The sequence below is a fragment of the Streptomyces sp. NPDC008313 genome, from assembly GCF_042956125.1.
Classification (GTDB): Bacteria; Actinomycetota; Actinomycetes; order Streptomycetales; family Streptomycetaceae; genus Streptomyces.
In genome coordinates this window covers 507,104-533,643 of record NZ_JBIBFR010000001.1, presented here as the reverse complement: position 1 = coordinate 533,643, position 26,540 = coordinate 507,104, and the positions used below count along the sequence as shown (strand labels likewise).

Here is a 26,540-nt window from a genome sequence, read left to right as displayed (position 1 = left end):
TCAGCGGCAGAGGCTCAGCGGTACCGGATCACGTGCAGCGCACGGACGCCGGTCGGGTCGAACGACACGGGTCTGTCGGACGAGCCGTCGAACAGCATCACACCGGTCGCCGTCGTGAGCCCGTTGACCAGCCAGCCCACCGCCTCGCGGCCCCGGCCGTCCGTGCGGCGGATCCAGATCAGGGCGCGCGCCCCGGGCGGGAACGCCGCCAGTTCGTCCACGGCCGAGGACCAGAGCTGGTGGTCCGATGTCGCAAGGACGGAGCCGAGCTCGGCGAGCGTCGGTTCGAACCAGTGGGCGCGGCCCGGCGCGGGAGGCGGTGGGAAGCCTCCCGTTCCGGGGACCCCGCCGGCGTCCCAGTGGGCCAGCCAGTTCCAGGGATCGGAGTTCGGCAGTCCGAATGGTTCCCCCGCGTCCTTGGGAACGACCACAGTCGCGTCGAGCATGGTGTCCTGCCAGCGCCCCTGACGCAGATGCCGCAGGGTGTCGCAGGAGAACACCCAGCCCCGCCGGGTCTCGTCCGTGGCGACCGGATCGACCAGCTCGGCCTCGCCTCCGTACGTGATCTCCAGCCACCGTCGGGCCTTCACGAGCGCCGAGTCGAAGTCGTGCGCCTCCCGCTCCCAGGGGCGGCGTCGGGGCCGGAGCGCCTCGGGCACGGCCCGGACGAACACGAGTTCGCGCACGTTGCGGGTGTCCAGTTGGGCCAGAGAGGACGTCAGTCCGTCGAGGAAGACGACCTGCCCCTTGTTGTTGTGTACGTAGACGAGGTTGCCCGACGCCTCCTGACCGCCGACCTCGCGGCGTACCCACACCACACCCCGGGTGTCGGGCCCGGTCTTGACGGCCTCCTCGACGATCTCGTCCCAGCTGTCCACCCGTACTCGCTCGAACTCCGGGAAGTACCAGCCGATCAGCCTGCTCCACCAGCCCGGGGCCTCGTCCGAGGCCTGCCAGGGCAGCGGGGTGGAGGGGCTCTTCCCGATCGCCGAGTGCAGGGCGACGAGACAGCCGCGCGCGTTGATCCTGCGTGACTGGTTCTCGACCCGGGCGACGCCCGCCTCGTACGAGGGGGCGGGCTCCAGGTCGGCCAGCGGCGCGCTTGGCGACGGGTGGAACGGAGCGCTGCCGTCCTTGGGGACGACGACCGAGGCCGCCAGCATGGGGGTGTCCGCGTAACCGGGGTGCCGCACGGTCCGGCAGGCCATGAGCCAGGCCGTGGTCGACTCGTGCACCGGATGGGGGACGGCCAGCTCAACGAGGCCGCGGTAGGTGGAGTTCAGCCAGGCGGTTGCCTGCTGTTCTGGGAAAGACATGGTGTCAGTGCCTCGCTGGGGGCCAGTCGCCTGCCGCGCGGAGGGCCATGTACTCGCTCACGCGGAGATGCGACGGGGGGAAGTGGGCGGTGGACCCGTCGTGCGGAACGATCACGACGGCGGTGAAAGGTTTCAAGGCCAGGTTTCCCGTTTCGATGTGCTCCTTGTTGTCATAGCGGATGGCCCAGCCGTAGGGGAATTCCTCTGACTCGTCCGGGAGCATCACGCGGGAAGGCCACCTTTCCGGATTGAGCGCCTTCAGGAATTCGGCAGCAGATCGGACAGCCCTTTCCTTGTCCAGCATCTAGGGAACCCCATCTCGGTATGGAATATGACCGATTACCTTTGCGTCGCTCTCCAAGCGGCCCAGAGCTCCGGTCTGGCCGTCAAGGAACACGACTCCGTGCTTGGTGTTGACGGCATTGAACACATGTGCCGAGCTGTCACGACCGATGTAGACAACGCTTCTTGCGCCCTCGCCGCGCGCCTGGAGATCGCGGATGATGTCATCGTAACTATCCACGATGTCGTAATGACCTTTGGCTCTGCCCTTGAGGCCGAGTTGCTCCGGAGGAATGTGATCGCCCTCCAGTTTCGGTGCGGCGCTGACCTCGATGCCGTCCATGCGACGGTCCACGGTGACCGTGTTGTGGCTGCAGTTGTCCACATAACCGGGGTGGCCCGTCTTGTTGACGTCCTTGAGCCACGGATATTCGGAGTCCAGGAGTTCCTGGGCCTTCTTCGGGTCCACCGAGTCATAGTGGATCGCCTTCTCCTTCACATGCTCGGTGCTGCGCGCCAGGTCGCTCCAGTCCTTCGGCGCGGCCCCGGCGGCTTCGTCCCCGTACTTCAGCCCCTTGGACGCCACGTTCGACGCGGCGGCCTCCATGCCCTCCTTCGCGCCGAGGCGGATGCCACTACGGGCGAGGCCGGCGCCCTTGGTGCCGACGAGTTCGGGGAGGAGACGGCCGACGAACTCGGAGGGGTCCTTCTTGAAGCCGTCCACCGCCGCCTGGGCGACCCGTTCCGGATGGGCGGCCGTGGACACCAGCCCTGCCAGCGTCATGTTGACGTTCTGGACGTATTCGGCGGGGTGGGTGAGGTTGTAGGGATCGGTGGGATTGAGGCCGCGGGCGAAGTTGAGCAGGCCGGCGGTGCCTTTGAGGGCGCCGCCGACGACATGGGTGAGCTCGGTGTTGACGGCCCGGTAGCCGTCGACGAGGTTGTTGCCGAGGCGGTCCAGGGGCGGGGGTTCGGCAGGGGCGTGCGCCAGCGCCGCCTTGATCCTGCCCTGCGCTGTGGAAGCCGCCGTGTTCCGCTGCTTGCGGGCCTCGGCGAGCTTCTCCCGGGCCGCCTGGATGTCGGACTTGCCGGGGTCCTTGAAGGGCTCGGGTACGGGGCCGGGGTCCTGGTCGTTCTTGATCTTCGCGTTGTACGCGTCGATGCGTTTGTTGTACGCCAGCACGGCCTGCTCGGAGGCGCGCTTCCCCTTCTTGTAGAGCTCGATGGCCTCCTTGGCCTGCCCCTGCGCCCACTTGACGGTCTCGGCGTAAGCGTCCAGGGCGTCGCCCGCGGTCTCGCAGGCGGCGGACGCCTGGATCCACTTGGTGGGGTGCGTCTCGAACTTCTTGCGGAAGGCGTCGCCGGCCTCACCCCTCCAGTGGGACGAGTCGAGCTTGCGCATCCCCTGGCCGACCTTGTCGAAGGCGACCTGGAAGTCCTTGAGGTGCTTGGCGCTCTCCGTGATCCTGCCGGGGTTGCCGTGGACGAGTTCGTCGGGGTCCTCGGTCTGGCCGAGCCGCTGTTCGCCGGGCGTGGCGCCGAGGTCGGACGCGATCTCGTCGCCCCAGTCCTCGACGGCGTCGGCGGCGTCGTGCAGACCGACGTGGTCGAGGCCCTCGCCGATCTTGCCGGTTCCCCAGTCGACGCCCTCGCCGACCAGCTTCTTGCCGTCCTCGTAACGGTCCTCCAGGGCGCCGAGGCCGTCGTTGACGCCGTCCCGCACTCCTCTGCCGAGGTCCTTGAGACCGTCGCCGAGGTCACCGAGTACCCCCATCAGTCCGTACCCCCGTCCTGTTGCCGCTGGGCGGCCTGGGCGCGCGCCTCGGGGGAGGGGCCGAACGTGTCGTCGAGCATCTGCCCGTACTCGGCGTCGGAGACCCCGAACGTGTCGTGCAGATTCTCGGGATTGAGGCCCGCGGGACCGAGCGTGTGGGAGGTCATGACGTCGCGGCCGGCGTCCTTCCAGCCCTGCCCGATGTTCTCCCCGGCCCGGTCGAAGGACTCCTTGCTGTAGTCGGCTCCTCCGAAGGCGCCGGAGGTGGCGATCTCGCCCCAGCCCTGCCGGACGACCTCGTCCTCGGAGGCGTAGGGGTTGCCGATCAGGGAGTTCTCGACGACCTTGAACGAACCCTCGACGTACTGCTCGGTCTCGTAGTACGTGCCCGCTGACAGGCCCGTCTTCACGGCGAACGCGTTGCCTTCGTTCACCAGCGACCGCACGCCCCATTCCCAGCGCTCGCAGAACGACGTGAACTCGTCGAGCAGCCCCTCGTGGCCCAGATCGAGCCCCGACAGGGCGATGTCGCCGAAACCGCGTCCCGCTCCCGCCACGCCGACCATGCCCAGCTCGTTCAGCTCATCGAGCGCGTCCGTCAGCCCTTTGGCGATCAGGCTCAGCCCGGCGGCCTTGAGGTTCCTGCCCCCGCCGCCCACCGCGGGTCCCTCACCGTTCACCACACGCCCCTCTCCGGCCCGTCGGCGTCGAGCGCCGCCTCGTCCGGCACGATCCCCGTCACCGGCGGGAAGACCACGCCATCGGGTCCGTCCGCACAGTCCAGCGCCACCCCGCACGGCACCCCGGCCGCCGGGACGGCCACATCCAGCAGGCGAGCTCCGAGGATGGTCTGGTAGGTCCACTCCCGGTGGAACTCTCCGCGTGCCTGGGCGTAACGGGCCAGGGCCTGCTCGTGGGAGAAGGCCAGGATGAAGCGGATGCCGTTGAAATCGGCTGTCATCAGGCCACGTTCGTCGTCGGGCCGCGGACCTTCGCCCAGCGGCACGAGGACCGGCGTACTCCGGAACTCATTCAGCAATGCTGCGAACTGCCGTCGCCGGGCGGCGGCTGACGGATCCTCGACCGGGTCGGCCGCCGGTGGAGACGCCACCTCTTCGGGAGGCCCGCTCCAGGGGGCCGGGAGCGTGTTCATCGGGTCCGCCGTCTCTCTCGCCGGCCCGGCCATTTCCGCGTAGTCCGCGAGTCGCGACCTCAGCATGTTCGTCCGTGGCGGTTCGGCCGCCTCGCCCCCGTGCTCAGACATGCCGAACATCATCACCACCGCAAGGTGCCCGGTGCAACGCGCCCGTGTAATGGCTCCGCCACGATCCGCATGTCCGGGAAGAACGCTCCTGTCACCGGAAGCGCTGTGGTCGGCGCCCCCGATCCGGTCTGCGTCACGGTCGGACGGAGGGTGCGGGACGCAACAGGTGGACCGCGATACGGCGAGGCTCGGGAGCGAGGCGGACGAGCCGGGCCGGGAACTGGACCCGGACGACGACTGGGGTGTCGCGGTCGTGGCGACCGTCGGACGGCAACGGGCCGGCAACGGCGTGGACTGAGGACGTGGGCGGAACTGAACCTGAGCCGCCCCGCCGGTCACTGCGGGGGAAGGACGGGCCATTGGCCGGCGGGCCCGGTGCTCAGCTCGGCCCAGACCGTCTTCCGCGGGGGCGGGCCGGGGACGACTCCCCAGCGGTCGGCGAGAGCCTCCACGAGCAGCAGGCCGCGGCCGGACTCGGCGTCGGCCGCCGCCTGTTGCGGGTACGGGAGCAGGTCACCGCGCGTGTCGGTGACCTCGATCCGGAGTGTGTCACCGATGACGTACATCAGCAGCCGGAAGTCCCGGCCGGAGACCCGGCCATGGGTGACGGCGTTGGTCGCCAACTCCCCGACGATGAGCTCTGCCGGGTGCGTCGGCAGCCCCCACAGGCGCAGTTGCTCGGTGGCCAGCAGCCGGGCGAGACGGGCGCCGCGCGGCGTGGGGGACAGCTGAAGGCCGAAGTTCCTGATGAGGCCGGTGAGGCGGCGCGGAGGCTCACTGATTTCCTGGTTCACGTCACTCAGCGTGGCGGAATTTGCTTCCGTGGATGAGCGACAACGCCTGCACGTACCGTCACTGTCCCGGCTTTTGTCTCGGCTGTCTCGGCTGTCCCGGGCGTTGTACGAGTACGAGTACGCGTACGCGCCGGAGGAGGAGCCGTGGACAAGGGTGTCGACGAGGCGGGCTGGGACGTCGAGCCGGGCGACGAGGTCGAGCCGGTGGTCCAGGCGGTGGGCCGCCTGCTCAGGGTCTGCCGGGAGGCGGCCGGGGTGAGCGTGTCCGAGCTGGCGGAGTCCCTCGGGTACGGCGAGGACATGGTCCGCAAGATCGAACGAGGGGCCCGGATTCCCCGCCCGGAGTACCTGGACCGGGCGGACCAGCTCCTGAAGGCACAGGGGCATTTGAGGGCCTTCATGGAGGACATGAGGAAGGCCCGGTACCCGAAGAAGGTGCGGCAACTGGCCGAGCTGGAGGAGCGGGCGGTGGATGTGCTCTTGTACAGCAACCTCCACATCCATGGACTCTTGCAGACCGAGGAGTACGCGCGCGCGATGTTCGGGGTGTATAGGCCTGCGCACTCACCGGACGTTCTGGAGGCTGGTGTGGCTGCGCGTATGGCTCGTCGGTCCATCTTCGAGCGAACTCCCATGCCGGAGCTGAGCTTTGTCCAAGAGCAGGTGACCCTCCAACGCCCGGTTGGAGGGACAATGGTTCTGCGTGGGCAGCTCGAACACCTCTTGGAGGTGGCGAAACGGCCCAACGTGGAGCTCCAGGTGATGCCGACCGCGCGGTGGGACCATCCTGGGCTGAACGGGCCGATCGAGTTGATGAGGTTTGCGGACGGCACGGCAATTGGGCGCTCCGACGGGGCGTTCAACGGGCATCCGACCAGAGATCCCCGACAGCTGCGGGTCCTCGAACTGCGGTATGGCATCATCCGGGCGCAGGCTCTCTCGCCAGGGGAGTCTCTGGCCTTCATCGAGCAAGCGCTGGGAGCACTATGAGTACCCCTGAACTTCACTGGTTCAAGAGCAGCTACAGCAGCGGCCCCGATGTGAACGACTGCCTCGAAGTCGCCCCCACCCCCACCACCGTCCACGTCCGCGACTCCAAGAACGCCACCGGCCCCCGGCTCGCGCTCACGCCGGAGGCATGGGCGGACTTCGTGGCCTACGCGTCCCGGAGCTGACCCCACGACGCCCGCACCCCACGCGATGCCGGAGCCTCGCGTGGGGTGTTTCGCGCCGACGACGACCGTCCCGTCTTGGGAGCCCTTACGCGGGCGTCGCCAAGGCGGAAGACGTCTGAGGCCTTGCTGGTTCCGGCCTCGGCGGGATGTGTGGGCGGACTACTCGGCGTCCTCGAGGACCTGCTCGACCGTGGGGGCGGTGACGGCGCGTCGGAGCCAGGTGCCCAGGATCTCCGGGTCATCACAGTTGGTGATGCGCTCGCGGGCCGACTCGGGCACGTCGATGCCGCGCTCTGCCAGAACGGTCAGGACGTCCTTGGCAGCACGCTGGGTCTCGCCCTCGGTTCGGCCCTCCTCACGGCCTTCCTCACGGCCTTCCTCACGGCCTTCCTCACGGCCCTCCTCGCGGCCCTCCTCGCGGCCTTGTTCGCGGAGTTCTTGAGAGAGAGCCGACTTGTAGAAAGACAGGTCCACGGCCACCAGGTTCCTCCACAGTTCTGCGGCTGGGTGCTTTCCCATGCCTTGGGCGATGAGTTCGATGATCGGGTCCGCGAGGAGCTGCGGGGTGTCCCGCAACACCGTAGTCACCGCTTTGAGTATGGCTCCGATGTCCGGATCCGTGACGTGCGTGATGGCCGAAAGGGTTGCGAGGGCGAGGTCCTTGCGGACCTCGGCCGGGTCGGTGATCACCGGCATGTTGTGCGGGCCGGCGACCAGCGGGCGCAGGGTGAGCAGGGGCCATTGAGGGGGACCGAAGTGGACGGGTCGCGCGGCCCACTCGGCGGTCGCGCGATTCTGGCAGATGACCAGCAGCATGGGCTGTAGCCGGTACTTCGTGAGCAGATACGAGGCGTAGTACGCCCAGCTGGCAGGCTTTTTCGGGTCCTTCTTGCCCTGGGCCTCGACAGCGAGGAGAAGTGGCTCGCCGTCCTCCGTCTCCAGCCGAAGCAACGTGTCGACGCGGCGTTCGAGCGGGCGGGTCTCAGTGAGGTCGGTGGGCAGGACGGTGACCGAGGTGGGTGCGGGAAAGTCGATGCCCAACGCCTCGGAGACCCGGGAGAAAAGGTCCGGGTGTTCCTGGAAGACGCGATGCATCGCCTCGTGGGGCGAGCTGACCATAGGAGTCCCTGTGCTGCTGAGGTGGTGGGGCACGGCCAGGGCATTGCCTCTGGCACATGCTCGTTCAGGTCTGCGGTGAGCGTAGAAAGTGGGACAGGGTCGACAAGCGGAAGTCGTTGGACTTCACCCGAAGGAGTGGGCGCGCGATGTGAGGCGTGACGTGTATGACGCGGCCTCCCCGCGGGTGCGGCCGCGAGGGACTGTGTCGTCAGAGGCCAGACGCCGCCGATCCCACCCGGGGCTGTTCGCGGCGGTGGGCGCGTGGCGGGAGAAGCGGGCGCGGCCAGGAGTACGCCCTCGGCTGATCGTCGAGGTGCCGGTGCCGGTGCCGATGCCGGTGCCGAGACCGGGATCGTAGGGGGTCAGCCTCAGCGCCGCGGCGGTCGCGATCCCAGTCGGGATCCGGCACGGTGCGCGGTCGGGACTCGCGCGCCGGTAGGGGCCGAGGGCTGAACGAGGGCCGGCAAGGCGGAGAGGATCCCACATCCCCGGCTGTCGACTGACCCGGCCTCCACAGACCAGAAGGAAGCAGACGACTGTCGGCACGAATCGCAGTGGCCGTCCTGGACGGGTCGTCTCAGGGGCCGCGTGGGCCGTGGGGCGCGGGGCCGTACCGGCACCGGCGGACCCCCGCCGTGCGGCTACTGCATCTGGCGCTGGCCCCACGCGCCGACCGCCTCGGACGCCGGCGGCCGGGGAGCGGCAGCGAGTTCCGGCGGCTGAGCGCCCCCGGCCGCGCTGCACGCCCGTCCTGGGTTTGACCTGCGTCACGCTCGGGGTACGATCCTCGGCTCGATTGGCCAGCCCCCCGTCTTGTATGGCAGACTAGCGGGGTTGCTCGGTCGAGTGCCGATGCTGCGCGCCTCCCGCCGGGAGGACTGGAAGCGAGTCCCACAGTACTCGTCGCTCGAACTGCCGAAAGGCAGCGCTGGGGCGGACGTACGGGAATCTTCCGGGAAGTGTCAGCGGGGTGCAGACCAGGCGCCCGGTGGGTGTTTTGCCCCCGGTCCAGCGGTTGAGGTAGGAGCCGCGTCCCTCGGCAGGGAAATCCGGATACGGAGATTTCTGTCAGCAGGAGCGCGACACGCCCGACCGCGTGGGTCGGAGCCAGGACGCGGACCCCCCGGGTTCCAGAGCGTGTTTACGAGACAAAGGACTACTGAGTAGCCATGGCGGGACAGAAGATCCGCATCCGGCTCAAGGCCTACGACCACGAGGTCATCGACTCCTCGGCGAAGAAGATCGTCGAGACGGTGACGCGCACTGGTGCGTCGGTCGCGGGCCCGGTGCCGCTGCCCACTGAGAAGAACGTGTACTGCGTCATCAAGTCGCCGCACAAGTACAAGGACTCGCGCGAGCACTTCGAGATGCGCACGCACAAGCGCCTGATCGACATTCTCGACCCGACCCCCAAGACCGTTGACTCCCTGATGCGACTCGACCTCCCGGCCGGTGTCGACATCGAGATCAAGCTCTGAAGGCCGGTGATCTGAGAATGGCTAAGCAGATCAAGGGCATCCTGGGCGAGAAGCTCGGCATGACGCAGGTGTGGGACGAGAACAACCGTGTTGTTCCGGTCACCGTCGTCAAGGCCGGCCCGAACGTCGTGACCCAGGTCCGTACGAATGACTCCGACGGCTACGAGTCGGTCCAGATCGCCTTCGGCGAGATCGACCCGCGCAAGGTGAACAAGCCCCTCAAGGGCCACTTCGCCAAGGCCGATGTCACCCCCCGCCGCCACCTCGTCGAGATCCGTACCGCTGACGCCAGCGAGTACACCCTCGGCCAGGAGATCACCGCCGAGACCTTCGAGGCCGGCGTCAAGGTGGACGTGACCGGCAAGAGCAAGGGCAAGGGCTTCGCCGGTGTCATGAAGCGTCACAACTTCAAGGGACTCGGCGCCGGTCACGGCACCCAGCGCAAGCACCGCTCTCCCGGTTCCATCGGTGGCTGCGCCACCCCGGGCCGTGTGTTCAAGGGCCTCCGCATGGCGGGCCGCATGGGCAACGAGCGGGTCACCACCCAGAACCTGACCGTTCACGCCGTTGACGCGGAGAAGGGCCTGCTGCTCATCAAGGGCGCGGTTCCTGGTCCGAACGGCGGCCTCGTCCTGGTCCGCACCGCGGCCAAGGGGGCCTGAGGACTATGAGCACCATTGACATTCTGTCGCCCTCCGGCGACAAGTCCGGGACCGTTGAGCTCCCGGCCGAGATCTTCGACGTCGAGAAGATCAGCATTCCGCTGCTTCACCAGGTCGTCGTCGCGCAGCTGGCCGCCGCCCGTCAGGGCACGCACAAGGTCAAGACCCGCGGCGAGGTTCGTGGTGGCGGTAGGAAGCCTTACCGTCAGAAGGGCACCGGCCGCGCGCGCCAGGGCTCGACCCGCGCCCCGCAGTTCGCCGGTGGTGGCGTCGTGCACGGTCCCGTGCCGCGTGACTACTCGCAGCGGACCCCGAAGAAGATGAAGGCCGCGGCCCTGCGCCACGCCCTCACCGACCGGGCCCGCAACGCTCGTATCCACGTCGTCACCGGCGTGATCGAGGGCGAGAACCCCTCCACCAAGGCCGCCAAGAGCCTGCTCGGCAAGATCTCGGAGCGCAAGAACGTGCTCCTGGTCATCGAGCGCTCCGACGAGGCCGCGCTGCTTTCCGCGCGCAACCTGCCCCAGGTCCACATCCTGGAGCCGGGCCAGCTGAACACGTACGACGTTCTCGTCTCGGACGACGTGGTCTTCACCAAGGCCGCCTTCGAGTCCTTCGTGTCTGGCCCCACCAAGGCCGATGAGACCGAAGGGAGCGAAGCCTGATGGCTACGCGTCACCCGAGCATCGCCTCGAAGGCCGCCAAGGCTGCCAAGGCCGCGCGCGTCGCCAAGGCGAAGCGCCACGCCACCGAGGGCAAGAACACCGTCGAGACCCCGCTGAGCAAGTCCTTCACGGACCCCCGTGACGTGCTCCTCAAGCCGGTCGTCTCGGAGAAGAGCTACGCGCTTCTCGACGAGGGCAAGTACACCTTCATCGTCGCGCCCGGCTCCAACAAGACGCAGATCAAGGAGGCCGTCCAGGCGGTCTTCTCGGTCAAGGTCACCGGGGTCAACACGATCAACCGCCAGGGCAAGCGCAAGCGCACCCGCACCGGCTTCGGCAAGCGTGCGGACAGCAAGCGCGCGATCGTGACCCTCGCTGAGGGCGACCGTATCGACATCTTCGGCCAGGCCTCCTAACGGAGCGCCCTGGTCCGAATATCGGACGAGGACTGAGAAATGGGAATCCGCAAGTACAAGCCGACGACGCCGGGCCGCCGTGGCTCCTCCGTCGCCGACTTCGTCGAGGTCACGCGGTCCACGCCGGAGAAGTCGCTGGTCCGCCCGCTGCACAGCAAGGGCGGCCGTAACAACGCCGGTCGTGTGACCGTTCGCCACCAGGGTGGCGGACACAAGCGCGCCTACCGCGTGATCGACTTCCGTCGTCACGACAAGGACGGCGTGCCGGCGAAGGTCGCGCACATCGAGTACGACCCCAACCGCACCGCGCGCATCGCGCTGCTGCACTACGCGGACGGCGAGAAGCGCTACATCCTCGCCCCGCGTAACCTGTCGCAGGGTGACCGCGTCGAGAACGGTCCCGGGGCCGACATCAAGCCGGGCAACAACCTGGCCCTCCGCAACATCCCGGTCGGTACCACGATCCACGCGATCGAGCTCCGTCCCGGTGGCGGTGCCAAGTTCGCCCGCTCCGCCGGTGCCTCCGTGCAGCTGCTCGCGAAGGAGGGCCAGATGGCCCACCTGCGCATGCCGTCCGGAGAGATCCGCCTGGTCGACGTGCGCTGCCGCGCCACCGTCGGCGAGGTCGGCAACGCCGAGCAGTCGAACATCAACTGGGGCAAGGCCGGCCGCAAGCGCTGGCTCGGTGTCCGCCCGACCGTCCGCGGTGTGGCGATGAACCCGGTTGACCACCCGCACGGTGGTGGTGAGGGCAAGACCTCCGGTGGTCGCCACCCGGTCTCGCCGTGGGGTCAGAAGGAGGGTCGTACTCGTTCGCCGAAGAAGGCCTCGAACAAGTACATCGTCCGCCGCCGCAAGACGAACAAGAAGCGCTAGGAGCGGGTTTAGATGCCGCGGAGTCTCAAGAAGGGGCCCTTCGTCGACGGACACCTCATCAAGAAGGTGGACGTACAGAACGAAGCCGGCACCAAGAACGTCATCAAGACCTGGTCCCGTCGCTCGATGATCGTCCCGGCCATGCTCGGCCACACGATCGCGGTGCACAACGGCAAGACCCACATTCCGGTGTTTGTCACCGAGTCGATGGTCGGCCACAAGCTCGGCGAGTTCTCGCCGACGCGCACCTTCCGGGGTCACGTGAAGGACGACCGGAAGTCGAAGCGCCGCTAACGCGGGGTGGAATGACCATGACAGACACTGGAAGGACAACCATGGAAGCCAGGGCCCAGGCGCGGTACATCCGCGTTACGCCCATGAAGGCCCGCCGCGTGGTGGACCTTATCCGTGGCATGGATGCCACGGAGGCTCAGGCGGTCCTGCGTTTCGCCCCGCAGGCCGCGAGCGTGCCGGTGGGCAAGGTGCTCGACAGCGCCATTGCCAACGCCGCGCACAACTACGACCACACCGACGCCGACAGCCTCTTCATCTCCGAGGCCTACGTCGACGAGGGCCCGACCCTGAAGCGGTTCCGGCCGCGCGCCCAGGGCCGCGCCTACCGGATCCGCAAGCGGACCAGCCACATCACCGTGGTCGTCAGCAGCAAGGAAGGAACCCGGTAATGGGCCAGAAGGTTAACCCGCATGGGTTCCGGCTCGGCATCACCACGGACTTCAAGTCCCGTTGGTACGCCGACAAGCTGTACAAGGACTACGTCAAGGAAGACGTCGCCATCCGTCGGATGATGACGTCCGGCATGGAGCGCGCCGGCATCTCGAAGGTGGAGATCGAGCGCACCCGTGACCGCGTGCGTGTGGACATCCACACCGCTCGCCCCGGCATCGTCATCGGCCGCCGCGGCGCCGAGGCCGACCGCATCCGCGGTGACCTGGAGAAGCTGACCGGCAAGCAGGTCCAGCTGAACATCCTCGAGGTCAAGAGCCCGGAGACGGACGCTCAGCTGGTGGCCCAGGCCGTCGCCGAGCAGCTGTCCTCCCGCGTCTCCTTCCGCCGTGCCATGCGTAAGAGCATGCAGGGGACGATGAAGGCCGGCGCCAAGGGCATCAAGATCCAGTGCGGTGGCCGTCTCGGCGGCGCCGAGATGTCCCGCTCGGAGTTCTACCGCGAGGGCCGCGTGCCCCTGCACACGCTCCGCGCGAACGTCGACTACGGCTTCTTCGAGGCCAAGACGACCTTCGGCCGCATCGGTGTGAAGGTCTGGATCTACAAGGGCGATGTCAAGAACATCGCCGAGGTCCGCGCCGAGAACGCCGCTGCCCGTGCCGGCAACCGCCCGGCCCGTGGTGGCAACGACCGCCCGGCCCGTGGTGGCCGCGGTGGCGAGCGTGGAGGCCGCGGTCGCAAGCCGCAGCAGCAGTCGGCTCCGGCCGCCGAGGCCCCCAAGGCCGAGGCGCCCGCCGCTGCCGCTCCGGCTGAGAGCACCGGAACGGAGGCCTGACCGACATGCTGATCCCCCGTAGGGTCAAGCACCGCAAGCAGCACCACCCGAAGCGCCGTGGTATGGCCAAGGGTGGTACGCAGGTCGCGTTCGGCGAGTACGGCATTCAGGCCCTCACGCCGGCTTACGTGACGAACCGCCAGATCGAGGCGGCTCGTATCGCAATGACGCGCCACATCAAGCGTGGCGGCAAGGTCTGGATCAACATCTACCCGGACCGCCCGCTGACCAAGAAGCCCGCCGAGACCCGCATGGGTTCCGGTAAGGGTTCCCCCGAGTGGTGGGTCGCCAACGTGCACCCGGGCCGGGTCATGTTCGAGCTGTCCTACCCGAACGAGAAGATTGCGCGTGAGGCCCTCACCCGTGCAGCCCACAAGCTGCCGATGAAGTGCCGGATCGTCAAGCGCGAGGCAGGTGAAGCGTGATGTCGGCCGGTACCAAGGCGTCCGAGCTGCGCGAGCTGGGTGACGAGGAGCTTCTCGCGAAGCTCCGCGAAGCCAAGGAAGAGCTGTTCAACCTCCGCTTCCAGGCGGCGACCGGTCAGCTCGAGAACCACGGCCGGCTCAAGGCCGTCCGTAAGGACATCGCGCGGATCTACACCCTGATGCGTGAGCGCGAGCTGGGCATCGAGACGGTGGAGAGCGCCTGATGAGCGAGAGCAACGTGACTGAAGAGACGAAGGCCGCGCGCGGCTTCCGCAAGACCCGTGAGGGTCTGGTCGTCAGCGACAAGATGGACAAGACCGTCGTCGTCGCCGTCGAGGACCGCGTCAAGCACGCGCTGTACGGCAAGGTCATCCGCCGTACGAACAAGCTCAAGGCCCACGACGAGCAGAACGCCGCCGGCGTCGGCGACCGTGTCCTCCTCATGGAGACCCGGCCGCTGTCCGCCACGAAGCGGTGGCGCGTCGTCGAGATTCTCGAGAAGGCCAAGTAGTCCCTCCGGGGCCTACGAGGCAAGCGATCCCTCCTAGGGGGATTCCCTAGGAACAGTTCCGCCAGGCTCGGGGCGGGGCCGCACATGACGTGCGGTCCCTCCCCGGGAACCGGCAGACAATCAGGAGATAGACGTGATCCAGCAGGAGTCGCGACTGCGTGTCGCCGACAACACTGGTGCGAAGGAGATCCTTTGCATCCGTGTGCTCGGTGGCTCCGGTCGCCGCTACGCGGGCATCGGTGACGTCATCGTCGCCACCGTCAAGGACGCGATCCCCGGTGGCAACGTGAAGAAGGGTGACGTCATCAAGGCGGTCATCGTTCGCACCGTCAAGGAGCGCCGCCGTCCGGACGGCTCGTACATCCGCTTCGACGAGAACGCCGCCGTCATTCTGAAGAACGACGGCGACCCTCGCGGCACCCGTATCTTCGGCCCCGTCGGCCGTGAGCTGCGCGAGAAGAAGTTCATGAAGATCATCTCGCTCGCGCCGGAGGTGCTGTAAGCATGAAGATCAAGAAGGGCGACCTGGTCCAGGTCATCACCGGTAAGGACAAGGGCAAGCAGGGCAAGGTCATTGCCGCTTACCCGCGCGACGAGCGCGTCCTGGTCGAGGGTGTCAACCGGGTCAAGAAGCACACCAAGGCCGGCCCCACCGCTCGCGGTTCCCAGGCCGGCGGCATCGTGACGACCGAGGCCCCGATCCACGTGAGCAACGTTCAGCTCGTCGTGGAGAAGGACGGCAACAAGGTCGTCACGCGTGTCGGTTACCGCTTCGACGACGAGGGCAACAAGATCCGCGTTGCCAAGCGGACGGGTGAGGACATCTGATGGCTACCACCACGACCCCGCGTCTCAAGACGAAGTACCGCGAGGAGATCGCGGGCAAGCTGCGTGACGAGTTCAAGTACGAGAACGTCATGCAGGTTCCCGGCCTCGTCAAGATCGTGGTCAACATGGGTGTCGGCGACGCCGCCCGTGACTCGAAGCTCATGGACGGTGCCGTCCGTGACCTGACCACGATCACCGGTCAGAAGCCGGCCATCACCAAGGCCCGCAAGTCCATCGCGCAGTTCAAGCTGCGTGAGGGTCAGCCGATCGGTGCCCACGTCACGCTCCGTGGCGACCGCATGTGGGAGTTCCTGGACCGCACCCTGTCGCTCGCGCTTCCGCGCATCCGCGACTTCCGCGGTCTGTCCCCCAAGCAGTTCGACGGCCGTGGCAACTACACCTTCGGTCTCACGGAGCAGGTCATGTTCCACGAGATCGACCAGGACAAGATCGACCGCGTCCGGGGTATGGACATCACCGTGGTCACCACGGCGACCAACGACGCTGAGGGCCGCGCGCTCCTTCGTCACCTCGGCTTCCCCTTCAAGGAGGCGTGAGCGAGATGGCGAAGAAGGCTCTGATTGCCAAGGCTGCTCGTAAGCCCAAGTTCGGTGTGCGTGCGTACACCCGCTGCCAGCGCTGCGGCCGTCCGCACTCCGTGTACCGCAAGTTCGGCCTGTGCCGCGTGTGCCTTCGTGAGATGGCTCACCGTGGCGAGCTGCCGGGCGTGACCAAGAGCTCCTGGTAATCCCCCAGTCGGGATTCCCCGGAAGCTCTCGGTAAGCACAGGGTTGGCAGGGGCCCACCTCTCCATGGCTTAGGCTGGGAGGGTTGGGCGTCTGCCGCCCGGACGCCATGCGGGCACCAAGCCCGCTAGACAACGCTTACTACGCCGTAGGTCCCCGCACCGCACCCGTCCCGCCTCTGAGCGGGGAGAGGGATGGCGCATACAGGAAACCCCGGCGAGAGAGGCCGAAGGCCAATTCATGACCATGACTGATCCGATCGCAGACATGCTTACGCGTCTGCGTAACGCGAACTCGGCGTACCACGACACCGTGGGTATGCCGCACAGCAAGATCAAGTCGCACATCGCGGAGATCCTCCAGCAGGAGGGCTTCATCACGGGCTGGAAGGTCGAGGACGCCGAGGTCGGCAAGAACCTCGTCCTCGAGCTGAAGTTCGGCCCGAACCGTGAGCGCTCCATCGCGGGCATCAAGCGGATCTCCAAGCCCGGTCTCCGGGTGTACGCGAAGTCCACCAACCTGCCGAAGGTGCTCGGCGGTCTGGGCGTGGCGATCATCTCCACGTCGCACGGACTCCTCACCGACAAGCAGGCCGGCAAGAAGGGCGTAGGCGGAGAAGTCCTCGCCTACGTCTGGTAACGGAAGGGAACGGAGGAAACAGCTATGTCGCGTATTGGCAAGCTCCCCATCACGGTTCCCGCCGGCGTGGACGTCACCATCGACGGCCGTACGGTCCAGGTGAAGGGCCCCAAGGGCACCCTCTCCCACACCGTCGTGGCGCCGATCGAGATCGCCAAGGGTGAGGACGGCGTTCTGAACGTCACCCGCCCCAACGACGAGCGTCAGAACAAGGCCCTGCACGGCCTGTCCCGCACGCTGGTGGCGAACATGATCACCGGCGTGACCCAGGGTTACGTGAAGAAGCTCGAGATCAGCGGTGTCGGTTACCGCGTCCTGGCGAAGGGCTCCAACCTGGAGTTCTCGCTCGGCTACAGCCACTCGATCACCGTCGAGGCCCCCGAGGGCATCACCTTCAAGGTGGAGGCCCCCACCCGTTTCTCGGTCGAGGGCATCGACAAGCAGAAGGTCGGCGAGGTTGCGGCCAACATCCGCAAGCTGCGCAAGCCCGACCCGTACAAGGCCAAGGGCGTCAAGTACGAGGGCGAAGTCATCCGCCGCAAGGTCGGAAAGGCGGGTAAGTAAGCCATGGCATACGGTGTCAAGATCGCTAAGGGCGACGCTTACAAGCGTGCTGCCATCAAGCGGCGTCACATCCGGATCCGTAAGCACATCTCGGGTACGGCTGAGCGCCCCCGCCTGGTCGTGACGCGCTCGAACCGCCACATCGTGGCCCAGGTCATCGACGACATCAAGGGTCACACCCTGGCGTCGGCGTCGACCCTGGACACCTCGATCCGCGGCGAAGGCGAGAAGTCGGCGCAGGCCGGCAAGGTCGGCGCCCTGGTCGCCGAGCGTGCCAAGGCCGCCGGTGTCGAGGCTGTCGTATTCGACCGTGGTGGCAACCAGTACGCCGGGCGCATCGCCGCCCTGGCGGACGCCGCCCGCGAAGCCGGGCTCAAGTTCTGAGCCGCTTCCGTAGCTAGCGGAAAGAGAGAGGTAATCCAATGGCTGGACCCCAGCGCCGTGGAAGCGGTGCCGGTGGCGGCGAGCGGCGGGACCGGAAGGGCCGTGACGGCGGCGCTGCTGCCGCCGAGAAGACCGCGTACGTTGAGCGCGTTGTCGCGATCAACCGCGTCGCCAAGGTTGTGAAGGGTGGTCGTCGCTTCAGCTTCACCGCGCTGGTCGTGGTGGGCGACGGTGACGGCACCGTGGGTGTCGGTTACGGCAAGGCCAAGGAGGTGCCGGCCGCCATCGCCAAGGGTGTGGAGGAGGCCAAGAAGCACTTCTTCAAGGTTCCCCGTATCCAGGGCACCATCCCGCACCCGATCACGGGCGAGAAGGCCGCGGGCGTCGTCCTGCTCAAGCCTGCTTCCCCCGGTACCGGCGTTATCGCCGGTGGCCCGGTGCGTGCGGTGCTCGAGTGCGCCGGCGTCCACGACATCCTGTCGAAGTCGCTCGGCTCCTCCAACGCGATCAACATCGTGCACGCGACCGTGGCGGCCCTCAAGGGCCTGCAGCGTCCCGAGGAGATCGCGGCCCGCCGCGGTCTGCCCCTCGAGGACGTCGCCCCCGCGGCTCTGCTCCGTGCGCGTGCGGGAGCGGGTGCGTAATGGCTCGCCTCAAGATCACGCAGAAGAAGTCGTACATCGGCAGCAAGCAGAACCACCGTGACACCCTGCGTTCGCTTGGCCTCAAGAGGGTCAACGACGTGGTCGTCAAGGAGGACCGCCCCGAGTTCCGCGGCATGGTGCGCCATGTCCGTCACCTCGTGACGGTCGAGGAGGTCGACTGATCATGGCGGAGAACAACCCGCTCAAGATCCACAACCTCCGTCCCGCCCCGGGCGCCAAGACCGCGAAGACCCGTGTGGGTCGCGGTGAGGCCTCGAAGGGTAAGACGGCCGGTCGTGGTACCAAGGGCACGAAGGCCCGCTACCAGGTTCCGGAGCGCTTCGAGGGCGGGCAGATGCCCCTCCACATGCGTCTTCCGAAGCTGAAGGGCTTCAAGAACCCGTTCAAGACCGAGTTCCAGGTCGTGAACCTCGACAAGCTGGCGTCGCTGTACCCGGAGGGTGGCGAGGTCACCGTCGAGGGTCTCGTCGCCAAGGGTGCCGTTCGCAAGAACAGCCTCGTCAAGGTCCTCGGCCAGGGCGAGATCTCCGTGGCGCTGCAGGTGACGGTCGACGCCGTCTCCGGCTCCGCCAAGGAGAAGATCACCGCCGCCGGCGGTACCGTCACCGAGCTCGTCTGAGTCTTTCAGGCGTCTCGATGACATGAGCGATCCCGACCGGGGATGCCCCACAAATGGGGCATCCCCGGTTGGTCGTTCCAAGGGGGGCAGTCTCGCCGGTAAGGTGGCCTGCACTGCCGACTTGTGTCCGGCCCGTGCCGGTCGCAGTCGGCGGACACTCACGCTCATGCCGTTATCCATCGAACCTCAAGACCGTCACCTCTGACGCACTTGCGCGGGGGTCGCAGGAGGCACCGTGCTCACCGCGTTCGCCCGGGCGTTCAGGACGCCCGACCTGCGCAAGAAGCTGCTCTTCACACTCGGCATCGTCGTGGTCTACCGGGTCGGTACCCACATTCCGATCCCGGGCGTCGACTACAAGAACGTCCAGACCTGTATCGACTCGGCGTCGAAGGGCAACCAGGGTCTGTTCGGCCTGGTCAACATGTTCAGCGGCGGCGCGCTGCTGCAGATCACGATCTTCGCCCTCGGCATCATGCCGTACATCACGGCGAGCATCATCCTGCAGCTGCTGACCGTGGTCATCCCGCGACTGGAGGCCCTCAAGAAGGAGGGTCAGGCCGGCACGGCGAAGATCACCCAGTACACCCGTTATCTGACGGTGGCGCTGGCCATCCTGCAGGGCACCGGCCTGGTGGCCACCGCCCGCAGCGGCGCGCTGTTCAGCGGCTGCCCGGTCGCCCAGTCGATCGTCCCGGACCAGTCGATCTTCACGACCATCACCATGGTCGTCACCATGACCGCCGGTACGGCCGTCGTCATGTGGCTCGGTGAGCTCATCACGGACCGGGGCATCGGCAACGGCATGTCGATCCTGATGTTCATCTCGATCGCCGCGACCTTCCCCTCCGCGCTGTGGGCCATCAAGAAGCAGGGCACGCTGGCGGGCGGCTGGATCGAGTTCGGCACCGTGCTGCTCGTCGGCTTCGTGATGGTCGGCCTGGTCGTCTTCGTGGAGCAGGCCCAGCGCCGGGTCCCGGTCCAGTACGCCAAGCGCATGATCGGCCGCCGGTCCTACGGGGGTACGTCCACGTACATCCCGTTGAAGGTGAATCAGGCGGGTGTGATTCCCGTCATCTTCGCCTCGTCGCTGCTCTACATCCCCGCTCTGATCGCCCAGTTCTCCAATGGCAATTCCAGTTGGAAAACCTGGATCACGAACAATCTGACCAAGGGCGATCACCCGCTTTACATCACTATGTACTTCTTGCTCATCGTGTTCTTCGCGTTCTTCTACGTGGCGATCTCCTTCAACCCCGAGGAAGTCGCGGACAACATGAAGAAGTATGGTGGCTTCATCCCGGGCATCCGGGCTGGCCGACCGACCGCTGAGTACCTGAGCTACGTACTCAACCGGATCACCTGGCCGGGTTCGCTGTATCTGGGAGTGATCGCTCTCGTGCCGACGATGGCGTTGGTAGGTTTCGGGGCAAGCCAGAACTTCCCGTTCGGCGGGACCAGCATCCTCATCATCGTGGGTGTGGGTCTCGAGACGGTGAAGCAGATCGAGAGCCAGCTTCAGCAGCGCAATTACGAAGGGTTCCTCCGCTGATGCGAATCGTCCTCGTCGGGCCGCCCGGTGCCGGCAAGGGAACGCAGGCCGCGTTCCTCGCCAAGAACCTGTCGATCCCGCACATCTCGACGGGCGACCTCTTCCGCGCCAACATCAGCCAGGGCACGGAGCTCGGCAAGCGGGCGAAGTCCTTCATGGACGCGGGCAACCTGGTTCCGGACGAGGTCACCATCGGGATGGCCAAGGACCGCATGGAACAGCCGGACGCCGAGAAGGGCTTCCTGCTGGACGGCTTCCCGCGCAACGTGTCGCAGGCCGAGGCGCTCGACGAGATGCTGAAGTCCGAGGCCATGAAGCTGGACGCGGTCCTGGACCTGGAGGTCCCCGAGGACGAGGTGGTCAAGCGCATCGCGGGCCGCCGCATCTGCCGCAACGACTCGAGCCACGTCTTCCACGTGGAGTACAAGAAGCCGGCGAAGGACAGCGTCTGCGACGTCTGCGGCGGCGAGCTGTACCAGCGCGAGGACGACTCCGAGGACACCGTCCGCAAGCGCCTCGAGGTCTACCACACGCAGACCGAGCCGATCATCGACTACTACAAGGCCCAGGGCCTGGTCGTCACGATCTCGGCGCTCGGCAAGGTGGAGGACGTCACCAAGCGGGCGATGGACGCGCTCGGTCGCGAGGGCGACGGCAAGTAAGGCATGAGTCGCTCCGGCCGCGGTGCCCTTCGGGGTCCCGCGGCCGTAGTGTTGTGTAGCGGGCGCACACCCGGTGAAGCAGGTGAGTGCGTGACCGGTGAATCGACGGAGAAGACGGAGAGCGCGGGCCCCATGGTGCAGATCAAGACCCCTGAGCAGATCGCGAAGATGCGCGAGGCGGGGCTGGTCGTGGCCGCCGTGCACGCGGCCACGCGTGAGGCCGCGGTTCCCGGCGCCACCACGAGGGACCTGGACGAGGTCGCGCGCAAGGTGCTCGCCGAGCACGGCGCGAAGTCGAACTTCCTCGGGTACGGCGGCTTCCCGGCCACGATCTGCACCTCGGCCAACGAGGTCGTGGTCCACGGCATCCCCGACGACAAGACCGTCCTCAAGGACGGCGACATCATCTCCATCGATGCCGGCGCGATCGTCGACGGCTGGCACGGCGACGCCGCGTACACCGCGTTCGTGGGAACCGGTCACGCCCCGGAGCTGATCGAGCTCTCCCGGGTGACCGAGGAGTCGATGTGGGCGGGCATCGCGGCGATGAAGCAGGGCAACCGCCTCGTCGACGTCTCCCGTGCCATCGAGACGTACATCCGCCGCCAGCCGAAGCCCGGCGGCGGCAAGTACGGGATCATCGAGGACTACGGCGGCCACGGCATCGGCACCGAGATGCACATGGACCCGCACCTGCTGAACTACGTCGAGCGCCGCCGGGGCAAGGGCCCCAAGCTGGTCCCCGGCCTCTGCCTCGCCATCGAGCCGATGGTCTCCCTCGGCACCCCGCGGACCGAGGTCCTCTCCGATGACTGGACCGTCATCACCACGGACGGCACCTGGTCCTCGCACTGGGAGCACTCGGTCGCCCTCACGGAGGAGGGCCCCATGGTCCTCACCGCTCCCGACTGCGGCAGGGCCAAGCTCGCCGAGCACGGGATCACGGCGGCTCCCGATCCACTGGCCTAGGGTCTCTCCCTCGGATCGGGCCGAACTCGCGGGTTCCGGTCCGATCCGGACGAAGGACCCCAGCCGTCGCGCCCCGTCCGCGGGCCGCATCCCGAGGGGTCCGCTCGGAGTACGGCATGTCGCCCCGCATGATGATCTTCAATGCGGGGCATTCTTCCTCGATTCGTCTTTCCGAGGGCACTGACGTAGACTGACTCGTCGGCTCTCGTGCATCCGCATGTCTACGTGCGGTGAGTGCGGAGTCGATCAAGGTAGTCGATTCGAAGGGCGAAGCGTGGCCAAGAAGCAAGGTGCCATCGAGATCGAGGGCACTGTCGTCGAGTCTCTTCCGAACGCCATGTTCAAGGTCGAGCTCCAGAACGGCCACCAGGTCCTGGCACACATCAGCGGCAAGATGCGTATGCACTACATCCGCATCCTCCCTGACGACCGGGTCGTGGTGGAGCTGTCTCCGTACGACCTGACGCGTGGCCGGATCGTCTACCGGTACAAGTAGATCTTGCCCGCACCTCGCGGTTTGGCGGGGTACGCATCCCGCCAGGCGCGGGGTGGTGGCACTGACCCGGAGAACCTCACCAATGAAGGTCAAGCCGAGCGTCAAGAAGATCTGCGACAAGTGCAGGGTGATCCGCCGTCACGGCCGGGTCATGGTCATCTGCGACAACCCGCGCCACAAGCAGCGCCAGGGCTGACGCACGACCTCCTTCTGCATCCGCAGATACTTCGCGCGACGCAAGCAGTACATGTTCATACGCAGAACCCGGACCTGAGCACTCAGGCCCGACACCCCCGGTCGGAGGCCGGGGACCCGGTCCGTACCGAATCCTCACCCCTGAGGACGACGGCGGGCGGGATCCGGTTCTGCGGAAGACCTCCGAACGACAACTGGAGCCATTGAATGGCACGCGTTTCCGGTGTCGACATCCCGCGCGACAAGCGCGTGGAGGTCGCCCTCACCTACGTGTTCGGCATCGGCCGGACCCTCTCGCAGAAGACGCTGGCCGAGACCGGCGTCAACCCGAACACCCGCGTTCGTGACCTCTCCGAGGAGGAGCTGGTCAAGATCCGCGAGTTCGTGGACAGCAACATCAAGACCGAGGGTGACCTCCGTCGTGAGGTTCAGGCCGACATCCGCCGCAAGGTCGAGATCGGCTGCTACCAGGGTCTGCGTCACCGTCGTGGCCTGCCCGTCCACGGTCAGCGCACCAGCACGAACGCCCGTACCCGCAAGGGCCCGCGTCGCGCCATCGCCGGTAAGAAGAAGCCGGGCAAGAAGTAGTCCTCAGCGGACGCTGCGGATGTCCGGGTTCTGCCCCGGGGCACCGCGAACCAGCGGTCTTCGCTGTAGGACCGACCACCTCCCGTAGGAGAACAAGACATGCCCCCCAAGGGACGTCAGGGCGCTGCCAAGAAGGTGCGCCGCAAGGAAAAGAAGAACGTCGCTCACGGCCACGCGCACATCAAGAGCACGTTCAACAACACGATCGTGTCCATCACGGACCCGACCGGCAACGTGATCTCCTGGGCCTCCGCCGGCCACGTCGGCTTCAAGGGCTCGCGCAAGTCCACCCCCTTCGCCGCGCAGATGGCCGCCGAGTCGGCCGCCCGCCGCGCGCAGGAGCACGGCATGCGCAAGGTCGACGTCTTCGTCAAGGGTCCCGGCTCCGGCCGTGAGACCGCGATCCGCTCCCTCCAGGCCACGGGCCTCGAGGTCGGCTCGATCCAGGACGTCACCCCCACGCCGCACAACGGCTGCCGTCCGCCGAAGCGCCGTCGCGTCTGAGGTTGCGGTGCTGGGCAGCTCCGGCTGGGGGTGTGGGGGTTACTCCCCACAAGATCGCAGCACGGCTGCCGTCCGCCGAAGCGCCGTCGCGTCTGACGCTCGGTCGCTTCCGTAGCGGCTCACGCACGTGGGATTCGGGCGGTACGGTCCAGATGGGCCGTATCGCCCGTATCCTTGCAGTACCCGTGCTTCTCATCGAGTGCGGTTTTGTCGGGCGTCAAATAGCGGGCGTCCACGAAAGAAGGATCTGATCCACACATGCTGATCGCTCAGCGTCCCTCTTTGACCGAAGAGGTCGTCGACGAGTTCCGCTCCCGGTTCGTGATCGAGCCGCTGGAGCCGGGCTTCGGCTACACCCTCGGCAACTCCCTCCGCCGCACCCTCCTGTCGTCGATCCCCGGCGCTGCTGTCACCAGCATCCGCATCGACGGTGTCCTGCACGAGTTCACCACCGTGCCGGGCGTCAAGGAGGACGTCACCGACCTGATCCTCAACATCAAGCAGCTGGTCGTCTCCTCGGAGCACGACGAGCCGGTCGTGATGTACCTGCGCAAGCAGGGGCCGGGTCTGGTCACCGCCGCCGACATCGCGCCCCCGGCCGGTGTCGAGGTCCACAACCCCGACCTCGTCCTCGCCACGCTCAACGGCAAGGGCAAGCTGGAGATGGAGCTGACCGTCGAGCGCGGTCGCGGCTACGTCTCCGCCGTCCAGAACAAGCAGGTGGGCCAGGAGATCGGCCGTATCCCGGTCGACTCCATCTACAGCCCCGTGCTCAAGGTCACCTACAAGGTCGAGGCGACCCGTGTCGAGCAGCGCACCGACTTCGACAAGCTGATCGTCGACGTCGAGACGAAGCAGGCGATGCGTCCCCGTGACGCCATGGCCTCCGCCGGCAAGACCCTGGTCGAGCTGTTCGGTCTCGCCCGCGAGCTGAACATCGACGCCGAGGGCATCGACATGGGCCCGTCCCCCACGGACGCCGCCCTCGCCGCCGACCTGGCGCTGCCGATCGAGGAGCTGGAGCTCACCGTTCGGTCGTACAACTGCCTCAAGCGTGAGGGCATCCACTCCGTGGGTGAGCTCGTGGCGCGTTCCGAGGCGGACCTCCTGGACATCCGCAACTTCGGTGCGAAGTCCATCGACGAGGTCAAGGCGAAGCTGGCCGGCATGGGCCTGGCCCTCAAGGACAGCCCGCCCGGATTCGACCCGACCGCCGCCGCCGACGCCTTCGGCGCCGACGACGACGCGGACGCGGGCTTCGTCGAGACCGAGCAGTACTGAGCGCTCCGCGAGGAGTGTTCTCCAGGCGCCTCGCAAGGGGCGCCTGGATCTCCGACGGGCGATCGCCCGCTCGGACACTGACCCCGGTACCTGATACGGCCGGGGCAGACACCTAGGAGAAACACCATGCCGAAGCCCACCAAGGGTGCCCGTCTGGGCGGCAGCGCCGCGCACGAGAAGCTGCTCCTCGCGAACCTCGCGAAGTCGCTCTTCGAGCACGGCCGCATCACCACCACCGAGGCGAAGGCCCGCCGCCTGCGCCCGTACGCCGAGCGTCTGGTCACCAAGGCGAAGAAGGGCGACCTTCACAACCGCCGTCAGGTGCTCCAGGTCATCTCCGACAAGAGCATCGTGCACACGCTCTTCACCGAGATCGGCCCGCGCTACGAGAACCGCCCGGGTGGCTACACCCGTATCACCAAGATCGGTAACCGCCGTGGCGACAACGCGCCCATGGCCGTCATCGAGCTGGTGGAGGCCCTGACCGTGGCCCAGCAGGCCACCGGTGAGGCCGAGGCGGCGACCAAGCGCGCCGTCAAGGAAGACGCCCTCAAGAAGGACGAGGCCGTCGAGGACACGACGCCGGCCGCGGCCGAGGACGAGTCCAAGGACGCCTGAGGCTCTGCCTGGCTGTGAGCGGGTCCGTCCCTTCGGGGGCGGGCCCGCTTTCCTGTACGCGCGGTGGCTTCGGCCCTGAGAGGATCTTGAGTGAGTGACGAGGTGGAGCCCGGCTTCGTACGGGTGCGGCTGGACCTGTCCTACGACGGCCGCGAGTTCTCCGGCTGGGCCAGGCAGGCCGCCGGGCGCAGGACCGTGCAGGGGGAGATCGAGGAGGCCCTGCGGACGGTCACCAGGACGCGGGAGACGACGTACGAGCTGACGGTGGCCGGACGGACCGACGCGGGGGTGCACGCCCGCGGTCAGGTGGCGCACGTGGACCTGCCCGGGGAACTCTGGGCGGAGCACCGCGAGAAGCTGCTGAAGCGGCTCGCCGGGCGGCTGCCGAAGGACGTACGGGTCTGGGCGCTCACCGAGGCCCCCAGTGGCTTCAACGCCCGTTTCTCGGCGATCTGGCGCCGTTACGCGTACCGGGTGACCGACGACCCGGGCGGTGTCGATCCGCTGCTGCGCGGCCATGTGCTGTGGCACGACTGGCCGCTGGACGTCGACGCCATGAACGAGGCCGCGGCGCGGCTCGTCGGCGAGCACGACTTCGCCGCGTACTGCAAGCGGCGCGAGGGCGCCACCACCATCCGTACGCTCCAGCGGCTGAGCCTGGTGCGCGGTGACGACGGCGTGATCACCGCGACCGTCCGGGCCGACGCGTTCTGCCACAACATGGTGCGCTCGCTGATCGGGGCGCTGCTGTTCGTGGGGGACGGCCACCGCGGGGCGGACTGGCCGGGCAGGGTGCTGGCGGCCGGGGTGCGCGACTCGGCGGTGCACGTCGTACGGCCGCACGGGCTGACGCTGGAGGAAGTCGGCTACCCGGCCGACGAGTTGCTGGCCGCGCGCAACAAGGAGGCGCGCAACCGGCGGACGCTCCCGGGTGCCGGTTGCTGCTGAACCGGG

Annotated in this window: 41 protein-coding genes; 34 read left to right on the top strand and 7 right to left on the bottom strand. The window is 67.4% G+C overall.

The features are described 5' to 3' along the window. Nucleotides 1-14: 14 nt before the first annotated feature. From ACFY93_RS02490 to ACFY93_RS02470, 5 genes are read right to left on the bottom strand one after another with little or no spacing between them, the layout of a single operon-like run. A complete protein-coding gene (locus tag ACFY93_RS02490) occupies nucleotides 15-1,316 on the bottom strand; it encodes a YrhB domain-containing protein (protein WP_391352863.1) in 1,302 nt (433 codons plus the stop codon). A gap of 4 nt (nucleotides 1,317-1,320) precedes the next feature. Beyond that, nucleotides 1,321-1,620, bottom strand: coding sequence for a serine protease (locus tag ACFY93_RS02485; RefSeq protein ID WP_391352861.1), 300 nt, complete (start codon nucleotides 1,618-1,620; stop codon nucleotides 1,321-1,323). Further along, nucleotides 1,621-3,372, bottom strand: a complete 1,752-nt coding sequence (locus ACFY93_RS02480) for a putative T7SS-secreted protein (RefSeq protein ID WP_391352859.1) — start codon at nucleotides 3,370-3,372, stop codon at nucleotides 1,621-1,623. It lies immediately after the preceding gene. Further along, nucleotides 3,372-4,052 carry a hypothetical protein gene (locus tag ACFY93_RS02475; RefSeq protein WP_391352857.1) on the bottom strand — a complete coding sequence of 227 codons (681 nt, stop codon included), beginning with the start codon at nucleotides 4,050-4,052 and terminating at the stop codon, nucleotides 3,372-3,374. The genes ACFY93_RS02480 and ACFY93_RS02475 overlap by 1 nt, the downstream gene beginning before the upstream one ends. After that, nucleotides 4,049-4,333: an SseB family protein gene (locus ACFY93_RS02470; RefSeq protein ID WP_391352856.1), complete on the bottom strand. Its 285-nt coding sequence runs from the start codon at nucleotides 4,331-4,333 to the stop codon at nucleotides 4,049-4,051. The genes ACFY93_RS02475 and ACFY93_RS02470 overlap by 4 nt, the downstream gene beginning before the upstream one ends. A gap of 469 nt (nucleotides 4,334-4,802) precedes the next feature. Between ACFY93_RS02470 and ACFY93_RS02465 the strand changes: the two genes are divergently transcribed. Then, on the top strand, nucleotides 4,803-4,934 hold the full coding sequence (locus ACFY93_RS02465; protein WP_391352855.1) for a hypothetical protein: 132 nt from the start codon (nucleotides 4,803-4,805) through the stop codon (nucleotides 4,932-4,934). A gap of 37 nt (nucleotides 4,935-4,971) precedes the next feature. On the opposite strand, the gene ACFY93_RS02460 is transcribed toward ACFY93_RS02465, so the two are convergent. Further along, nucleotides 4,972-5,430: an ATP-binding protein gene (locus ACFY93_RS02460; RefSeq protein ID WP_391352853.1), complete on the bottom strand. Its 459-nt coding sequence runs from the start codon at nucleotides 5,428-5,430 to the stop codon at nucleotides 4,972-4,974. A 144-nt stretch (nucleotides 5,431-5,574) separates the two neighbouring features. On the opposite strand from ACFY93_RS02460, the gene ACFY93_RS02455 reads away from it, so the two are divergent. Then, on the top strand, nucleotides 5,575-6,420 hold the full coding sequence (locus ACFY93_RS02455) for a Scr1 family TA system antitoxin-like transcriptional regulator (RefSeq protein WP_391352852.1): 846 nt from the start codon (nucleotides 5,575-5,577) through the stop codon (nucleotides 6,418-6,420). Further along, on the top strand, nucleotides 6,417-6,605 hold the full coding sequence (locus ACFY93_RS02450) for a DUF397 domain-containing protein (protein ID WP_391352850.1): 189 nt from the start codon (nucleotides 6,417-6,419) through the stop codon (nucleotides 6,603-6,605). Before ACFY93_RS02455 ends, ACFY93_RS02450 begins: the two co-directional genes overlap by 4 nt. A gap of 159 nt (nucleotides 6,606-6,764) precedes the next feature. Here the strand turns inward: ACFY93_RS02450 and ACFY93_RS02445 are convergent, their stop codons facing one another. Further along, nucleotides 6,765-7,724: a hypothetical protein gene (locus tag ACFY93_RS02445; protein ID WP_391352849.1), complete on the bottom strand. Its 960-nt coding sequence runs from the start codon at nucleotides 7,722-7,724 to the stop codon at nucleotides 6,765-6,767. 1,169 nt (nucleotides 7,725-8,893) lie between these two features. Here ACFY93_RS02445 and rpsJ point away from each other — a divergent pair. The 31 genes from rpsJ (at nucleotide 8,894) to truA (ending at nucleotide 26,534) form a co-directional block, all read left to right on the top strand. Beyond that, entirely contained in the window at nucleotides 8,894-9,202 is a 309-nt protein-coding gene (gene rpsJ / locus ACFY93_RS02440) for a 30S ribosomal protein S10 (protein WP_003948644.1), read from the top strand. 17 nt (nucleotides 9,203-9,219) lie between these two features. After that, nucleotides 9,220-9,864, top strand: coding sequence for a 50S ribosomal protein L3 (gene rplC, locus ACFY93_RS02435; protein ID WP_010986342.1), 645 nt, complete (start codon nucleotides 9,220-9,222; stop codon nucleotides 9,862-9,864). A 5-nt stretch (nucleotides 9,865-9,869) separates the two neighbouring features. Next, entirely contained in the window at nucleotides 9,870-10,529 is a 660-nt protein-coding gene (rplD, locus tag ACFY93_RS02430; protein ID WP_391352847.1) for a 50S ribosomal protein L4, read from the top strand. After that, nucleotides 10,529-10,945: a 50S ribosomal protein L23 gene (rplW, locus tag ACFY93_RS02425; protein WP_359858164.1), complete on the top strand. Its 417-nt coding sequence runs from the start codon at nucleotides 10,529-10,531 to the stop codon at nucleotides 10,943-10,945. The genes rplD and rplW overlap by 1 nt, the downstream gene beginning before the upstream one ends. A gap of 39 nt (nucleotides 10,946-10,984) precedes the next feature. Continuing rightward, nucleotides 10,985-11,821 (top strand): 50S ribosomal protein L2, encoded by an 837-nt coding sequence (gene rplB / locus ACFY93_RS02420; RefSeq protein WP_028805741.1) that lies wholly within the window; start codon nucleotides 10,985-10,987, stop codon nucleotides 11,819-11,821. 12 nt (nucleotides 11,822-11,833) lie between these two features. Then, nucleotides 11,834-12,115, top strand: a complete 282-nt coding sequence (gene rpsS / locus ACFY93_RS02415) for a 30S ribosomal protein S19 (protein WP_391352845.1) — start codon at nucleotides 11,834-11,836, stop codon at nucleotides 12,113-12,115. Nucleotides 12,116-12,156: 41 nt separating this feature from the next. Next, entirely contained in the window at nucleotides 12,157-12,504 is a 348-nt protein-coding gene (gene rplV / locus ACFY93_RS02410) for a 50S ribosomal protein L22 (RefSeq protein WP_003974262.1), read from the top strand. After that, entirely contained in the window at nucleotides 12,504-13,340 is an 837-nt protein-coding gene (gene rpsC, locus ACFY93_RS02405; RefSeq protein ID WP_391352843.1) for a 30S ribosomal protein S3, read from the top strand. The genes rplV and rpsC overlap by 1 nt, the downstream gene beginning before the upstream one ends. A gap of 5 nt (nucleotides 13,341-13,345) precedes the next feature. Then, nucleotides 13,346-13,765 (top strand): 50S ribosomal protein L16, encoded by a 420-nt coding sequence (gene rplP / locus ACFY93_RS02400; protein WP_190189403.1) that lies wholly within the window; start codon nucleotides 13,346-13,348, stop codon nucleotides 13,763-13,765. Next, nucleotides 13,765-13,989 carry a 50S ribosomal protein L29 gene (gene rpmC / locus ACFY93_RS02395; RefSeq protein WP_003998824.1) on the top strand — a complete coding sequence of 75 codons (225 nt, stop codon included), beginning with the start codon at nucleotides 13,765-13,767 and terminating at the stop codon, nucleotides 13,987-13,989. The genes rplP and rpmC overlap by 1 nt, the downstream gene beginning before the upstream one ends. Then, nucleotides 13,989-14,276: a 30S ribosomal protein S17 gene (gene rpsQ / locus ACFY93_RS02390; RefSeq protein WP_030039759.1), complete on the top strand. Its 288-nt coding sequence runs from the start codon at nucleotides 13,989-13,991 to the stop codon at nucleotides 14,274-14,276. The genes rpmC and rpsQ overlap by 1 nt, the downstream gene beginning before the upstream one ends. A 133-nt stretch (nucleotides 14,277-14,409) precedes the next feature. Continuing rightward, nucleotides 14,410-14,778: a 50S ribosomal protein L14 gene (gene rplN / locus ACFY93_RS02385; protein WP_003992364.1), complete on the top strand. Its 369-nt coding sequence runs from the start codon at nucleotides 14,410-14,412 to the stop codon at nucleotides 14,776-14,778. Nucleotides 14,779-14,780: 2 nt separating this feature from the next. Next, the gene (rplX, locus tag ACFY93_RS02380; RefSeq protein ID WP_053674523.1) at nucleotides 14,781-15,104 is read left to right on the top strand and encodes a 50S ribosomal protein L24; all 324 of its coding nucleotides are present in this window, start codon (nucleotides 14,781-14,783) and stop codon (nucleotides 15,102-15,104) included. Beyond that, nucleotides 15,104-15,661, top strand: coding sequence for a 50S ribosomal protein L5 (gene rplE, locus ACFY93_RS02375; RefSeq protein WP_030359018.1), 558 nt, complete (start codon nucleotides 15,104-15,106; stop codon nucleotides 15,659-15,661). Before rplX ends, rplE begins: the two co-directional genes overlap by 1 nt. Before the next feature lie 5 nt (nucleotides 15,662-15,666). Next, nucleotides 15,667-15,852 carry a type Z 30S ribosomal protein S14 gene (locus ACFY93_RS02370; RefSeq protein WP_003956452.1) on the top strand — a complete coding sequence of 62 codons (186 nt, stop codon included), beginning with the start codon at nucleotides 15,667-15,669 and terminating at the stop codon, nucleotides 15,850-15,852. Nucleotides 15,853-16,090: 238 nt separating this feature from the next. Then, nucleotides 16,091-16,489, top strand: a complete 399-nt coding sequence (rpsH, locus tag ACFY93_RS02365) for a 30S ribosomal protein S8 (protein ID WP_010986352.1) — start codon at nucleotides 16,091-16,093, stop codon at nucleotides 16,487-16,489. A 24-nt stretch (nucleotides 16,490-16,513) separates the two neighbouring features. Beyond that, on the top strand, nucleotides 16,514-17,053 hold the full coding sequence (gene rplF, locus ACFY93_RS02360) for a 50S ribosomal protein L6 (protein WP_391352840.1): 540 nt from the start codon (nucleotides 16,514-16,516) through the stop codon (nucleotides 17,051-17,053). A gap of 3 nt (nucleotides 17,054-17,056) precedes the next feature. Then, a complete protein-coding gene (gene rplR, locus ACFY93_RS02355; RefSeq protein ID WP_391352838.1) occupies nucleotides 17,057-17,437 on the top strand; it encodes a 50S ribosomal protein L18 in 381 nt (126 codons plus the stop codon). 38 nt (nucleotides 17,438-17,475) lie between these two features. Next, nucleotides 17,476-18,081 (top strand): 30S ribosomal protein S5, encoded by a 606-nt coding sequence (gene rpsE, locus ACFY93_RS02350; RefSeq protein ID WP_006376045.1) that lies wholly within the window; start codon nucleotides 17,476-17,478, stop codon nucleotides 18,079-18,081. After that, nucleotides 18,081-18,263, top strand: a complete 183-nt coding sequence (rpmD, locus tag ACFY93_RS02345) for a 50S ribosomal protein L30 (RefSeq protein ID WP_391352836.1) — start codon at nucleotides 18,081-18,083, stop codon at nucleotides 18,261-18,263. The genes rpsE and rpmD overlap by 1 nt, the downstream gene beginning before the upstream one ends. 2 nt (nucleotides 18,264-18,265) lie before the next feature. Continuing rightward, complete coding sequence (rplO, locus tag ACFY93_RS02340; RefSeq protein WP_093824865.1) at nucleotides 18,266-18,721, top strand: 50S ribosomal protein L15; 456 nt, start codon at nucleotides 18,266-18,268, stop codon at nucleotides 18,719-18,721. Between the two features lie 235 nt (nucleotides 18,722-18,956). Further along, nucleotides 18,957-20,273, top strand: a complete 1,317-nt coding sequence (secY, locus tag ACFY93_RS02335) for a preprotein translocase subunit SecY (protein ID WP_391352834.1) — start codon at nucleotides 18,957-18,959, stop codon at nucleotides 20,271-20,273. Further along, entirely contained in the window at nucleotides 20,273-20,935 is a 663-nt protein-coding gene (locus ACFY93_RS02330) for an adenylate kinase (RefSeq protein WP_391352832.1), read from the top strand. The genes secY and ACFY93_RS02330 overlap by 1 nt, the downstream gene beginning before the upstream one ends. A gap of 132 nt (nucleotides 20,936-21,067) precedes the next feature. Next, entirely contained in the window at nucleotides 21,068-21,904 is an 837-nt protein-coding gene (gene map, locus ACFY93_RS02325; RefSeq protein ID WP_391352972.1) for a type I methionyl aminopeptidase, read from the top strand. A gap of 274 nt (nucleotides 21,905-22,178) precedes the next feature. Then, nucleotides 22,179-22,400 carry a translation initiation factor IF-1 gene (infA, locus tag ACFY93_RS02320; protein ID WP_003948620.1) on the top strand — a complete coding sequence of 74 codons (222 nt, stop codon included), beginning with the start codon at nucleotides 22,179-22,181 and terminating at the stop codon, nucleotides 22,398-22,400. Nucleotides 22,401-22,482: 82 nt separating this feature from the next. Then, nucleotides 22,483-22,596 (top strand): 50S ribosomal protein L36, encoded by a 114-nt coding sequence (rpmJ, locus tag ACFY93_RS02315; protein WP_003974245.1) that lies wholly within the window; start codon nucleotides 22,483-22,485, stop codon nucleotides 22,594-22,596. Between the two features lie 206 nt (nucleotides 22,597-22,802). Continuing rightward, nucleotides 22,803-23,183, top strand: coding sequence for a 30S ribosomal protein S13 (gene rpsM, locus ACFY93_RS02310; protein WP_355780853.1), 381 nt, complete (start codon nucleotides 22,803-22,805; stop codon nucleotides 23,181-23,183). A gap of 99 nt (nucleotides 23,184-23,282) precedes the next feature. After that, nucleotides 23,283-23,687 carry a 30S ribosomal protein S11 gene (rpsK, locus tag ACFY93_RS02305; protein ID WP_003948617.1) on the top strand — a complete coding sequence of 135 codons (405 nt, stop codon included), beginning with the start codon at nucleotides 23,283-23,285 and terminating at the stop codon, nucleotides 23,685-23,687. A 258-nt stretch (nucleotides 23,688-23,945) separates the two neighbouring features. Further along, on the top strand, nucleotides 23,946-24,968 hold the full coding sequence (locus ACFY93_RS02300; RefSeq protein WP_003966937.1) for a DNA-directed RNA polymerase subunit alpha: 1,023 nt from the start codon (nucleotides 23,946-23,948) through the stop codon (nucleotides 24,966-24,968). 126 nt (nucleotides 24,969-25,094) lie between these two features. Further along, nucleotides 25,095-25,586 (top strand): 50S ribosomal protein L17, encoded by a 492-nt coding sequence (gene rplQ / locus ACFY93_RS02295; RefSeq protein ID WP_391352830.1) that lies wholly within the window; start codon nucleotides 25,095-25,097, stop codon nucleotides 25,584-25,586. A 90-nt stretch (nucleotides 25,587-25,676) separates the two neighbouring features. Then, the gene (truA, locus tag ACFY93_RS02290; protein WP_391352828.1) at nucleotides 25,677-26,534 is read left to right on the top strand and encodes a tRNA pseudouridine(38-40) synthase TruA; all 858 of its coding nucleotides are present in this window, start codon (nucleotides 25,677-25,679) and stop codon (nucleotides 26,532-26,534) included. Nucleotides 26,535-26,540 lie beyond the last annotated feature (6 nt).